Consider the following 12,820-nt stretch of genomic DNA (forward strand, 5'->3'; position numbering starts at 1 on the left):
GAGCGCTATGTCCTCCCCCACGGCATCCACCGCCACCACCAGCTACACGACGCTCGACAGCCCCCTGGGCGAGCTGCTGCTCGTCGGCGAGGAATCGTCCACCGCACCTGGCGGCACCGCCTGACCTCCCTCTCAGCCCTGGGCGCGGCGATCGCTGCGAATCCTCTGCCGATCGTGCGCCCCTGCCATCGTGTGATCGGCGCGGACGGCTCGATGCGCGGCTACGCGGCGGGGGCCGAACGCAAAACCGCGCTGCTCACACACGAGGGCGCCCTTCAGCCAACGCTCATCTGAGCCCCGCTTCGCCTGGACCCCTTCGATCATGACCTCTCCCCTTCTTTCCCCGGCGCAGACGGCCGCATACGGCGACCTCCCCGCCCCCACCCCGCACTCCGATGCCGAACTCACCGCCCTGATCGGCCTGTTGACCGCACCCGGGGCCCGTATCGCCACGGTGACCGTCGGGCACAGCCGGGACCCCGCGTCGCGGTCGGCAGCGGCCGCGTTCGCCGAAACCTGGCGCGCCCTCGGGCGGCTGCCGGTGCTCGCCGTGGTCGACTGGCCGGAATCCGCTGCGTCCTGGATCCGGGCAGCGCGTCGGCTCACCGCCGGGGACCCTGATGCCTGGGTAGTGGCCGCCGCGCCTCTCAGCTGGGCCCAGATGAGCCGCCGGCTGCGTCACAGCACCGACTGGGACCCGGCACGCACCTACGGCTTCGCCGCTCTCGGCGACTCCCGCGTACCCGCCCTGGCCGGCTCGTCGACTCTGCAGGGTATGCGCGGTGCCGCCGCCGACGGCAGCACCTGGACCATCGACCGCGGCTGGGTCACCCATCAGCTACCGGCCCGTCCGCCGAGCGCTGGTCCCCGTGGCACGCTGTCATCAGCGAGCGATGAGGCAAGGCAGGATTACATGAGCACGCCACTTCCCGGCTTCGAGGGCATCGGGGGCACCGGGGGCTCCACGAGCCCCGGGCCCCTCCGAACTCCCACCGCGGCCGATCACACTCCCGCAGGCCGTCGGGAGATCGCCCCCGGCGCCGTCCATGTCCCCGGCTGGCTGACCATGCCGCAGCAACGCGAACTCGTCGCCGCCTGCCGCGGCTGGGCCCGCGGTCCGGCCCCGATCCGGCACACCAAGCTGCCGCGCGGCGGTGTGATGTCCGTGCAGACCGTGTGCATCGGCTGGCACTGGCAGCCGTACGCGTACACCCGCACCGCCGATGATGTGAACGGCGCCCGAGTAGCCGAATTCCCTTACTGGATGGTCGAGTTGGGCCGCAGTGCGCTGGTCGAGGCATATCAGGACGCCGCCGCGGGGGACGATTACACGCCCGATACCGCACTGCTCAACTTCTACGACGGCCAGGCGAAGCTCGGTATGCACCAGGACAAGGAAGAGCGCTCCGGCGCGCCGGTGGTCTCCCTCAGCATCGGCGACACCTGCGTCTTCCGGTTCGGCAACACCGAGACGCGCACCAAGCCCTACACCGACATCGAACTGGCCTCCGGTGATCTCTTCGTCTTCGGCGGACCGTCCCGCTTCGCGTACCACGGAGTGCCCAAGGTCAGGCCGGGCACCGGCGACCCCGCGTCCGGCCTGACCACGGGGCGCCTCAACATCACCATGCGGGTGACCGGACTCGACGGATAGCTGCCGCACCGCGAGGCAGACTGGACTCATGTGTCGCAATATCAAGACGCTCCGTCCGCCCACCACCCCGAGGTCACCGACGAGGACGTCCGGGCCGCTGCCTTGCAGTACGTCCGCAAGGTCTCCGGGTTCCGCGCCCCGGCCGCACACAACCGCGAGGTGTTCGACCAGGCCGTGGACGCCGTAGCGGCCGCGACCCAGGAACTCCTCGACGGCCTCCAGATCCGCGGCTCCGCCGGCCGCCGGCCCTCGCATCCCTGAGGCACCTCTCATCCACCGGCAAAATCACCGGACGAAGCACCAGCCGAACCGCCGGGCGAGCCACGGGCGGGACAATATGCCACCCCACATCACGCTCCGTGGTCAGCAGGCGGCCGGCCCGGCCGCTGACCGCGCACGAAAACGGGCACCGGCCGAGCGCGAAACCTCCCTCCCAGAAGATTCCGCTCCGCCTCCTATCGATTGCCCGCCGGCCCCCGCCAGTCCGCGTGGCGAATACGGGAGATCTCCCGCACCTCACCAACCGTGCCCCATTCGTCCTTCCCCAGCCGCGACAGGGGCTTCAGCCGGGAGATCTCGGGATGGCCGTCGACCAGTACGTCCTGCGAGACTGCCGCATGCACCACGCGCCCGAACACGACGGTGGAATCCCCGATGCCCAGCGTGCTGTGCACCTCGCACTCCAGCGCCACCGGTGAGGCCGCCACCCGCGGAGGCTTGACACGCAAACTCGGCTCGGTGGCTATCCCGGCCGCCTCGAACTCGCTCACCCCATGCGGAAAGTCGGTGCCCGTGTCATTGATCTGCCCGAAAAGCCCCTCGGGCGCCAGGTTGACCACGAACTGCCCGGTCGCCTCGACATTGCGCAGGGTGTCCTTGCGACCGACGGAGCTGAACTGCACCACGGGCGGCGCGACACTCGCGATCGTGAAGAAGGAGTGGGGGGCCAGGTTCGTAGAAGCACAATCAGGGCTGATCGTCGAGATCCAGGCGATGGGCCGCGGCACGACCGTCGCGGTCAGGAGCTTGTAGAACTCGTTGCGGGACATCTCAGCGGGATCGAAGTCAATGCGCATGGTGATCAGTATCCACACAGGCGCGCGTCGCCCGCCAGCACCTCTCCGCCGCCCAGAACGGACTCGCCCAAGGCCGCATCACCCACGGCTGGGTCCGTAAAGGCGAGCGCAAAGGGCAGCTCGTCCCGCATGAGGCCGACCTGGTCGTACGGATCTTCCAGGACTTCATGTCGGGGGAATCGGCCTACAGCATCGCCAGGAGCTTCAACGCCGAAGGGATCCAGCCTCCTGCCGCCCGCACCTGGTCGTCCACGATGGTCGCCAAGATGCTCCGCAATCCGCGCTACGCAGGCATGGTCTCCTACGCGGGGAAACATCGGGTCCAAGCCGCTACTGCCGGGGACGGATGGTCCCTCGTCCTCTTCGATGACGAGGGACGCCCCTTGCTCGGCTCGTGGGAACCCGTCATCGCCCCCAAGCTCTGGTCCCAGGTCCAGTTCGAGTGGCAACGCCGCCGCCAAAAGACAGGCATCAAGCCCGGCGAGTCCGGCACCGCACCGGCGCGAGCGCCGTGGCGGACGTGGCCGAGTGGCCCGCTGCTCAGGCGTGAGGTCTGCGGCCACCTCGCGGGCGAGCGCCGCCAGGTCGTCGGGCCGGGCCGACACGGGCCTGCCGTTCAGCATCACATGGGGGCCGGGTGCGGCCTGGGGCCAGTGGCCGCGAGCCCTAAGCCAGGCAATCAATGCCGTCGGCCGAGACCGCCGCAGGGCGGGATCTCGGGGTCGCCCTGCTGCCGCTGGCCGGCGGTGATGAGCCGTTCGACGACCCCCACGGATCTGCAGGGAGGTCACTACGACGACGTCCGCCCCGGCTTCAGAGAGATTGCGTCCAGCGCGGAACCACGGCATGGAGACCGCCCCCGTCATCCGCACCATCAAGCGCGCCCCCACCCCCACAGCTCGCTCCGCCTCGGCACAGCGGTGAGAGCAGCCTCCAGGAGCACCCCCCGGAGCAACGGCGTCCATCACTTGCTGAAAGCGGATGGTTGCCTCCCGATCCGGATAGGGCGAAGCGTCCGCGGTTCTTAGGGTTTCGAAGAACTCAGCGCTCAGGAGGCATACATGGAGAGCTGTCGCGGTGCGCGGACGGCCTTGGTCGTGGGCGCGGGCATGGGCGGTCTCACCGCGGCATCGGCCTTGGCACGCAGGGGGTGGCAGGTCGAGATCGCGGAGATCAGTCCGGCCGGAGCGACGTCCGGCTGGGGGTTGTGTCTGACCGGTCCTTCGCTGCGTGCGCTGGACGAACTGGGGCTGGCCGACCCGTGTCTGGCCGCGGGCTACGGCATGAGTGTGATCACGCATGTGGATGTGGACGGCAGGGTTGCGGACGAGGTCCGGTTGCCGCGCCTGATCGGCGCCGAGTGGCCCGCGGTGGTTGGCATGGGGCGTCCGGCGCTGTACCGGACGCTGCGCGAGCATGCCGATCGCTGTGGCGTGGTGGTGCACCACGGGCTGACCGTCGTTGCGGTGGAACAGGAGGGGGAACAGGTCCGCGTGCAGATGTCGGACGGGACGCACCGGCGGGTCGCGCTGTTGGTGGGTGCGGACGGGATCCGCTCGTCGGTACGGCGTCTGCTGGGCCTGGAGACCTCGGTCGCGTACCACGGGCAGATGGTCTGGCGGGCTCTGGTGCCCCGCCCGCCGTGGGCCACCGGGATTCAACAGTTCGCCGGGCAGAGCAATACGGCGGGGCTCGTGCCCATCTCGGACAGCCTGGCGTATGCGTTCCTGACGGAGAACGGAGCGGAGTGGAGCGTCCTGCCTGACGTCGAACTCGTTCCGCGTTCAAGGCAGTTGCTGGAGGGCTTCCCTGGCCGCGTGGAGGAGATCCGCTCCCTGCTGGCGGCCGGGTCCAAGTCAGTGGTACGTCGCCCGGTGCTGACGGCTTTCTTGGACGGTGCCTGGAACCGGGGCACCGGCGTGGTCATCGGTGATGCCGCGCACGCACCCGCACCGCAGATGGCCAGCGGCGCGGCCCTGGCCATCGAGGACGGGGCGGTGCTGGCCCAGGAGCTCGACTGTCACACGTCGATCGGCGCGGGGCTCGATGCCTTCGTCAGCCGACGCGCACAGCGGTGCCGAACACTCGTGGAGAACTCGGTGGCGATCGCCGACCTGGAGCAGGCGCAGCGCTACGACGAGGCGTACCCGCTGGTCGATGCCTGCCACCGGCAGATGGCCGAGCCCGCATGACCATTGTCGGGGGCACAGCGCGTCAGCCACCCGCGGTCCCTGCTCGACCAGGCGTCCTGGACATGCCGTGCTGCCCGTCGCTTCAGGCCAACGGCAAGGACGACCTGCACACGCTTCGGCCCACTTCTACCTGGTTCTTGAGCACGGAGGCCCCAAGGCGGCCCGGATGTTCCCCGGCGCCCACACGGGCGAGGGTCCCGTGCTGTCCACCGTCCACAACTGGCGTACAAATCCCGCAAGTTGACCCAGCGCAGCGTAAAGGAGTGCACCATGGGCAACAGCAGTCTGACCACCCACCTGCGGCACATCGATGTCGCCATGCCCGACTTCGCCGAGCAGCGTCAGTTCTATACCGAGATGTGGGGGCTGACGGAGACCGCAAGCGATACCGGCGTCTCGTTCCTGGCAGCCGATGGCTCGCCGGAGCAGTACGTGGTGCGGCTGCGCCAGGGAGCGCACAAGCGCACCGACCTCATCGCCTTCGGTGCCGCCACGGCAGCCGATGTCAACACCCTGGCCGCGCGGCTGATCGCACAGGGCGTGAAGCTGCTCCATGAACCGATGCAGCTGGACACCCCCGGGGGTGGCTACGCGGTCCGCTTCTTCGACAACGAGGGCCGCGTGGTCGAGGTCTCCGCCGACGTCACACCACGACAGCACCGCAAGATCGAAGCCCGCGAGCCGATCCCCGTGCGGCTGTCACACGTGCTGATGAACTCTCCCACCCCCGAGGCCACGGTCGCCTGGTACATCAAGCACCTGGGGTTCCGCCTCTCGGACACCATGTGCCTCGGCAGCCGCGGGGAGATCATGTGGTTTCTGCGGTGCAGCACCTTCCACCACAGCTTCGGCATCGTCCGCGGGCCGCACGCGGCCTTCCACCACGCCTCCTTCGAGATGCGCGGCATCGACGAGTTCATGCGCGGGACCGGCCGGATGCGGGGACGGGGCATCGAGCGACTGTGGGGACCGGGGCGGCACCGCGCCGGTGACAACGTCTTCAGCTACTTCCTCGACCGAGCCGGAAACACCGTCGAGTACACCACCGAGCTGGAGGTCCTGGACGAGGACACCTGGCACCCCCACCTCTACGACCTACGCGATCCCACCAACGCGGATCAATGGGGCACGGCCAACGAGATGGAGGAGTTCATCGCCGCCAAGTCCCACAACGACGTCGACCCCGGACTGTTCGTGGCTCCACCGATGTGAGCACACCCGCGAGGGGTCGCGTCACCTGCGGACGCAGCACCGCCGATCAAGCCCCTGGCGGGCCGGCAGCGGTGACACACTGTCCGCAGGCCCCGGTCGCCCGCACCCCACGCCGTGGCGGCCGCCCGCGCCGAGGGAGGTGAATGTGTGCCGGCTCCGCTGCGCAACTTCGTCATCACCAAATCCCCCAACCCCGTCGACCTCTTGAACGCCGCCACCCGCCTGTTCGGCGGCTCCATCGCCACGTCGCCGCTGGACGGCCTGTGCAGGGGAGATCACGAACTGCGCGGGGTGGCCGCGCGCGACTTCGCCGTCGGCTACTTCGCCTCGCCGCTCGACGTGCGCGTCTCCACGGCGGGAGGACGCAGCTCCTACTTCGTCAACATCGGTGTCCGGCGCGATCGCCGCATCGTGCGGCGGCCTGAACACCACCCTCGACACCGCCACGGCCGGGGTCGTCAACCCCGGAGACACTCAGGAGCTGCGCCCCGCGCGCCCAACCCCTTCACGCTTTCTGGGCCTTCGGATCGACGCCGCCCTGGTCGACCAGGAATTCACCGCGCTGACCGGGCGCCCGCCGGTGTCCCCCATCCGCTTCGACTTCGCCCTCGACCTGGCCGAGCCCAAGGGCCGGGCCGTACTGCTGCTGGTCCGCTCCCTCCTGGAGCAACTGGACTCGGGAGACGCCCTGTTCCTGCGTGCCGAACTCCAGCGCAGTCAACTGCGCTGCATCGTCACCGCGCTGCTCCTGGCCCAGCCGCACTCGCACACCGACGAGTTGCGAGACGGTCCGCAACCTGGCCACCCGCGCTCCTTGCGCGCAGCTCTCGCGTTCATCGAGGCCAACCTCACCGAGCACATCGCCCTCGGCGACATCGCCGAAGCCGCCGACTGCGCGCCGCGGACCATCAGCTCCGCATTCCGCGACCGGCTCGGCCTGTCGCCCATGTCCTACGTACGCAACCTGCGGCTGGACCGGATCCGTCAGGACATCCTCACCACCACCGACAACGTCGGCACCATCGCGTACCGGTGGGGCGTCTCCCACCTGGGCCGCTTCGCCGGCGACTACCACGGCCGTTTCAACGAGTTGCCCTCCGACACCGCAGCCCGCCGGTAAACCCGCCACCTGCACCGCGCCCTCGAACGGCCCCGCCATCCGGCCCGCGTCCCTCGGTGCGGGGAGGACATGGCACCGGGCTGGAGGGGGAGCCCTCGTTCGGGCTGCTCACCATGATCGTCAGTCTCGAGTCGATCTTCCTGTCCACGTCCTTCATGGCCGGCCAGCATCGTCAGGCCGTACGAGACACCATCCGCGCCGACCTCAACTTCGAAGCCGGCGTGTGCCCCGAGGTCTGGTCGACGAACCGGGACACGCCCTGGGGCTGGACCCCGGAGGGGGCCGAGCGACAGACACAAGAGCTTCTGCCGGCCAGCCCGGACAAGATGAACAGTGAAATCACGCATCGCGTAACATGCTTCGCACATTGTGTATTGCAATGCAGGTATTTGAGGAGAATACTCAATAACCCGGCAGGGAAGACCCGGAAGTGTGCTGCGCGTGGACCGAGGCGCCTCGCGCAGCGCTTTGCTTGCGCATAAAGGTCAGCAGAGTCGGGGCAGTCGTTGCACGCAAGGGGAAATTGACGGAACCTGCTCACCGAGAGGACTCAGCGCGCCACTGCCGTTGGTGACCGTTCAAGTCGACGGGGTCGTTCCCCGCTGTCGCTTTGCGTCGCGGAGGGCCGCGCATGCCGGGACGGCTTCGGTGTACGTCGGAACGAACACCGGCGGGGATTCCCACCACGACTCGAAACCGATCAGGGCGTCAAAGGCACCTGCTCGGGCTTCTGTAGCACACCGGAGGTCCATGGACGCGCTGGTCCCGCGACCCTCGATCCGGGGCACCGAAGCGGAAGGCCGCAGCCGATCCGTCGGTGGCCCTCGGCTTCGCGCTCACGGACGTCCGAGCCACCGTGGACGGCCAGGCCGAGATGACGCAGGGTGTCGAACCAGAACTGCTGATCGTCCTGGAACATCAGCTGCTGCCTCGCATCTCCCCCTCAAGGAGAGCGCGGAAGGTGCGCGGGGGCCGACCGGTGAGGCGCTGGACAGTGTCGGTGATGCGGTCCTCCGCCCCACCGGCTATGACACGGTCCATGCCCGCCAGCATTACGGCGAACTCCGCCGGGACCTCCGCCGTCAGGCGATCGCGCAACTGCTCATAGGACAGCCGGCGGTGGACCACGGGCCGACCGGTGACCTCGGTGATGATCGTGGCGATGTCGTCGTGGCTGAGTGCCTCGGGTCCGGTGAGGACGAGATCGGTGTTGGGGGCCTGCTCGTCGGTCAGGGACCGGACGGCGACGGCCGCGATGTCCTCGGCATCGACGAAGCCGACCCGGCCGCTTTCGGTGGCGGTCCAGATGATGCCGTCGTCGCGGATGCTGCGGGCGTGCGCGTGCGTGCCGGTGAAGTTCTGCATGAACCACGAGGGCCGCAGTACCGCCCACTCTTCGAACAGATCGGGCAGGGCCTGGTGCACCGTTCCCACTACCGGACCGCCCTCGGGAATGGCCGAGGAGCTCAGCAGTACCGCGCGGTGCACGCCGACGGCGCGGGCCTGACGGAGGAAGGGCAGCATGATCGCCGCGGGGTCGGAGTCACCCAGGGGCGGTATGAGGTAGACGCGGTCGACTCCGTCGAGGACGGCAGCGTGGGTGTCGGAGTCGTACCAGTCGAAGGGGACCGGCTCGGCGCCGGCGACCGGTGCGGCCTGACGGCTGGCGGCTTTGACGCGGTGGCCAGCGGCCATCAGCTGCGCGGCGGTGCGGCTGCCGGTGGTGCCGGTGGCGCCGATGACCAAAGTGGTACTTACGGTGGTCATCGGCTGCTCCCGGTGAAGTCCGTGCCGGGCTCCTGGACGGCGAGGGGGTGCCAGTAGTCGCGGTAGGAGGTGATGCGCCCGTCTCGAACGGCCACGACGGCGATGTAGGTCATGTCGAAGGGAGCGTCGGTCTCCACCAGGCGGCCAACCCCGCGCATCTCGACCACGATGGTCTGCGGATCGGTGGTCTGATGGATCCGCAGGTCGGGGAAATCGTGCAGATCGATGTGGTCGGGGTAGCGGCGCATGTAGGCGGCGATGGCCTCCTTGCCCTCCAGGCGCTGCGGCCAGCCGTCGGGGGCGAAGGGGAACTCCATGAGGCCGTCCTCCGCCCACAGGGCGACCCACGCGGGAATGTTCTTGTCGAGCAGCAGTCGCAGACTGTGGCGGTACAGATCCGCCGGGGCAGTCGGTGCGGGCATTGGTATCCTCCAGCTCACAGAATTCCGGACCCTGGGTCCGTTTTGACGATACGGACCGCGAGTCCGTTTTGCAAATGGAGGTGCAGCATGCCCGAGCGCAAGCCCCGCAAGGACGCCGCCCGTAACCGGGAGGCCGTGCTCGCGGCCGCTGACGCCCTCTTCGCCCGCTGCGAAAATCCCGAGGACGTCACCATGGCCGACATCGCCGCGGCGGCCGGCGTCGGCAAGGGCACGCTCTTCCGGGCCTTCGGCGATCGCGCAGGGCTGCTCCGCGCGTTGTACGAGGCGCGGCTCGAACCGATCAGGGAGGCCGTCGAGGCCGGCCCACCGCCCCTGGGACCCGTGACCCCACCGCAGGATCGCGTGGCCGCCCTGCTCGATGCCGTCCTGTGTTTCAAACTCGACAACCGGCGCCTCGCGCTGGCCTTGGAGGAAGGCGGGGGTGGCAGTCCGTACCAGGCTGAGCATTACGAGCGGTGGTACAGCACGCTCCAATCCGTACTGGAGCAGATCCCCGGCCTGACCGACAGCGACTTCACCGCTCACGCCCTGCTCGCCGCCACGCGAGCCGACCTTGTCGAGCACCTGGCCGGAGAAGAGCGCGTGCCGCGGGAAAGAATGCGGGCACAGTTGGCGAACTTCGCCATCAGAGTCCTGGGCTCCGGCGCACGGCAGGAGTTGAGCGCCGAGGAGTGATCAAGGATCGGGTGAGCCCTTGATGGGCGGGGCCTCGCACAAACGACCCCTTTGCTGGAGCAGGATCGAAAGCAGGCTGCCGCAAGTCCGTTGACCTTCGATCGGTTCTCAGAACCCATTCTCACGCAAAAGCGGGCCCAACCCCCTTCTGAGACTTGCATTGTGCGAAGAGCCGAGGGCATGACGGCCCCTCACCACCCTTCGGCGGCTGACGCGAACGACGTCGAGCGCCACCCCTGCCCGCGCTGCTGCGTTCAGCCCGGACCGCCCTGCCGCTCGCGCGGCGGCACGGTCGGGGGCCCGGCCTGAGCACGGCACGACCGCGGCGCGCCCGGACGGCCCGCAGGTGAGGCCACCGGCGCCCGGAGATGCGTTCGAGCTCTGCCGAGATGTCCGGACCGGGCCGCCCGCGGTATGCAGGGCTTCGTACCGGGTCACAGACCGCGAGCGCGACAACGCACTCTTCCCGCCGTCACACGCTTCAGGCCCCTGCGGGAATTGCCACTGCGCTGCCAAGGCCCTCAGTGGCTGCCCCGGGACGTCGCCCGCTTCGGCCGCTATGGGCGTCCGAGGAGTTGGCTGCCGGCCGTGTTGTCGGTGCGGGCGGTGAAGTAGTCGGTGAATGCCTGGACGAATTCGTCTTCGGTGATGCTGCCGTCTCCATCGTGGTCGAGCTGGCGGAAGCCGTGGTTGAGTTCGGCGGGGTGGACCCGGGAGCCGCCGAAGATCGTGCGGTACTCATCGGCGCACAGGCGTCCGCTGCCGTCGGTATCCGCAGCGTGGAAGATCGCCCGCACCGCGACATGCAACCCCTGCTCGAGATAGCCCGGCCCGGCGTCGATCCCGGTGAGCATGGCGGTGACGAACTCCTCGCAGGTCACCTGTCCGTCATCGTCAGCGTCCATGCCGGCCCGCAGGTGCTGCCACCAGGTCTCGAAGGCGGCATAGACACGGGCTTCGCGCTCAGGGGTGAGTTCGAGCGGCCAGCACACGTTGTGCGCCATGGCCTGCAGATCGGCCGAGCCGATGCGGCCGTCGCCGGTCTGGTCGAGAACCTGACGGAAGAAGGTCCGCAGACGCGCCGGGCGGGAATCGGCACCCTTACGACGGCGTGGTGCGGGAAGCCGGACACCTCCTGCCTCCGGCGGAGCAGAACGGTCGATGGAGGCCGTGGAAGGCTGCGAGGTCGAGGAGTTGCCCGCCAGTGGGGTGCGGTAGCGCCGGTGCTCGGGCAGCGCATTCATCAGCACGCGCATGCCACGGTGCAGGATGAAGGACAGCAGGGCCGCGCGGCGGGTGCGGGGCAGGTTGAAGCGCTCGCGGAAGGCTTCCGGCAGGTCCGCGATGGTCAGCGCACCGATCACATGGGCGGCCACCGTGCGCACAAGCGGCCAGACCGGCTTCAGGTGGCCCAAGCGGCGGGGTGCGGGTGCTTCACGGAGCATGTCGAAGAGCAGGTAGCGCACGGATTCGCTGTATTCGAGGCGCTCGCGAATCGTGCGGTCCACATACGCGGGCACGTCCGCGGCCGTGGCCGGTAGCAGGGCATCGGAGAAGCCGAACTCGGCACACACCGCACGGAATTCCCCGTACATCTGATCCAGTTCAGGCGGCGCCAGCGGGCGTCCGGACAGTTCCCGCATCGCCGTCATGCACTCGTACAAGGTGACCAGTACCCACACCCGCACCGCCGGGTCCAACGCCGTGAACGGCCTGCCCTGCTCGTCGGTCCCGGCCAGACGGCGGTGCGTGCGCTCCAGACGGGCCACCTCGCGGCGTAGCCCTTCACGGTCGGAGAAGAACAGCCGCTTCCCGCTGTCCATGGTGTGCTCGATACGCCGCCACGGGTGCGCGCGGTAGGTGGAGAAGTTGGCCATGCCGGCGGCGACCGCCGGATCCGCGGTCTGCAGAACCAGCAGCCGCCACGCCACCAACCCGATCCGCCACTCCCCCAGCGTGCGGCGCAGCAGCGAATCAGGACCGGGAAGATCAGCCGTAGCCAAGGGGACCTCTCCTCAAGCACGTGTACACGAATGAGCAAGGGACGCCCGAAGAGTGATCATCCGGCTATCCGCCCAGCCCAACGGTCCTGTCGGGAACCGGGAGCGGCCAGGTTCCCGAATTCACCCGTCCGAGACACACCACAGGGCCACGGAAGCGGGCGATTCGGACGCAGGACCCCTACCGGGCGCCTCTACCTGAGCACCACATTCCGAGCAGAGCGGATTCCCTGGCCGCGGCACGTTCCTTCCCTCGGCGCCGGAAGGCACAGGTGGTGAATCGCTCGCGCGCGGACATGACCACGGTGGCCGCGGCCCTGGCGCGCCGGTGACGTCTGGAGCCGCTCCCAACGGCGCAGGTACCGGGAGTCATGACATCTACCAACCGCCCCGCCAACCTCCTGATGAGAGTCACTCCTCGCGAAGTGGGGCCGGGGCGACGAAAGTGCGGGGCTCTTGTCGATGCGTCTGCGGTGGTGAACCGAAAGATGTCGTCGCCGGTTCGGCGGCGGCAACGCTGAGGATGTGCGCGCTGCCCAGCAGCGCGTCGGCGATGCGGACGGCGTCGAGCAGCGGGCTCTCGGCGCGGTCAACGGTCGGGAATTGGTGACTGAGCATGTGAATGCGCGAGTTGAGCACGGCGGGGAGCGCGTTCGGCAGCATCAGAGCGTCCAGCCCGCA

At 68.9% G+C, this 12,820-nt stretch carries 11 protein-coding genes and 2 pseudogenes; 8 read left to right on the forward strand and 5 right to left on the reverse strand.

Annotation, left to right across the window (positions count from 1 at the left end):
- Window positions 1-135: 135 nt before the first annotated feature.
- The 3 genes and pseudogenes from CFW40_RS38835 to CFW40_RS01470 all read left to right on the forward strand — a co-directional run.
- Window positions 136-294 (forward strand): annotated as a pseudogene (locus tag CFW40_RS38835) (methylated-DNA--[protein]-cysteine S-methyltransferase); the annotation flags it as partial.
- A 772-nt stretch (window positions 295-1,066) separates the two neighbouring features.
- Window positions 1,067-1,654, forward strand: a complete 588-nt coding sequence (locus CFW40_RS01465; protein ID WP_371127214.1) for an alpha-ketoglutarate-dependent dioxygenase AlkB — start codon at window positions 1,067-1,069, stop codon at window positions 1,652-1,654.
- Between the two features lie 28 nt (window positions 1,655-1,682).
- A pseudogene (locus CFW40_RS01470) lies at window positions 1,683-1,915 on the forward strand (DUF2277 domain-containing protein).
- Between the two features lie 194 nt (window positions 1,916-2,109).
- Here CFW40_RS01470 and CFW40_RS01475 read toward each other — a convergent pair.
- Window positions 2,110-2,730, reverse strand: a complete 621-nt coding sequence (locus tag CFW40_RS01475) for a flavin reductase family protein (protein WP_088801837.1) — start codon at window positions 2,728-2,730, stop codon at window positions 2,110-2,112.
- 77 nt (window positions 2,731-2,807) lie between these two features.
- Here CFW40_RS01475 and CFW40_RS38840 point away from each other — a divergent pair, with 77 nt between their 5' ends.
- The 4 genes from CFW40_RS38840 to CFW40_RS01495 all read left to right on the forward strand — a co-directional run bounded on the left by CFW40_RS38840 (window position 2,808) and on the right by CFW40_RS01495 (window position 7,254).
- Window positions 2,808-3,758, forward strand: coding sequence for a recombinase family protein (locus CFW40_RS38840; protein ID WP_371127213.1), 951 nt, complete (start codon window positions 2,808-2,810; stop codon window positions 3,756-3,758).
- Between the two features lie 33 nt (window positions 3,759-3,791).
- Window positions 3,792-4,922 carry an FAD-dependent monooxygenase gene (locus CFW40_RS01485; RefSeq protein WP_256331655.1) on the forward strand — a complete coding sequence of 377 codons (1,131 nt, stop codon included), beginning with the start codon at window positions 3,792-3,794 and terminating at the stop codon, window positions 4,920-4,922.
- A gap of 270 nt (window positions 4,923-5,192) precedes the next feature.
- Window positions 5,193-6,134: a VOC family protein gene (locus tag CFW40_RS01490; RefSeq protein WP_088796015.1), complete on the forward strand. Its 942-nt coding sequence runs from the start codon at window positions 5,193-5,195 to the stop codon at window positions 6,132-6,134.
- A 388-nt stretch (window positions 6,135-6,522) separates the two neighbouring features.
- Window positions 6,523-7,254: an AraC family transcriptional regulator gene (locus CFW40_RS01495; RefSeq protein WP_256331654.1), complete on the forward strand. Its 732-nt coding sequence runs from the start codon at window positions 6,523-6,525 to the stop codon at window positions 7,252-7,254.
- A gap of 918 nt (window positions 7,255-8,172) precedes the next feature.
- Here the strand turns inward: CFW40_RS01495 and CFW40_RS01505 are convergent.
- On the reverse strand, window positions 8,173-9,021 hold the full coding sequence (locus tag CFW40_RS01505; RefSeq protein WP_088796017.1) for an NmrA family NAD(P)-binding protein: 849 nt from the start codon (window positions 9,019-9,021) through the stop codon (window positions 8,173-8,175).
- Window positions 9,018-9,443: a nuclear transport factor 2 family protein gene (locus CFW40_RS01510; RefSeq protein WP_088796018.1), complete on the reverse strand. Its 426-nt coding sequence runs from the start codon at window positions 9,441-9,443 to the stop codon at window positions 9,018-9,020. The genes CFW40_RS01505 and CFW40_RS01510 overlap by 4 nt, the downstream gene beginning before the upstream one ends.
- 87 nt (window positions 9,444-9,530) lie before the next feature.
- Here CFW40_RS01510 and CFW40_RS01515 point away from each other — a divergent pair, with 87 nt between their 5' ends.
- Entirely contained in the window at window positions 9,531-10,139 is a 609-nt protein-coding gene (locus tag CFW40_RS01515) for a TetR/AcrR family transcriptional regulator (RefSeq protein WP_088796019.1), read from the forward strand.
- A gap of 557 nt (window positions 10,140-10,696) precedes the next feature.
- On the opposite strand, the gene CFW40_RS01520 is transcribed toward CFW40_RS01515, so the two are convergent.
- Window positions 10,697-12,142, reverse strand: coding sequence for an oxygenase MpaB family protein (locus CFW40_RS01520; RefSeq protein ID WP_088796020.1), 1,446 nt, complete (start codon window positions 12,140-12,142; stop codon window positions 10,697-10,699).
- A gap of 408 nt (window positions 12,143-12,550) precedes the next feature.
- Window positions 12,551-12,802, reverse strand: coding sequence for a hypothetical protein (locus CFW40_RS01525; protein ID WP_143034599.1), 252 nt, complete (start codon window positions 12,800-12,802; stop codon window positions 12,551-12,553).
- Window positions 12,803-12,820 lie beyond the last annotated feature (18 nt).

The organism is Streptomyces sp. 2114.4, assembly GCF_900187385.1.
Taxonomy (GTDB): Bacteria; Actinomycetota; Actinomycetes; order Streptomycetales; family Streptomycetaceae; genus Streptomyces; species Streptomyces mooreae.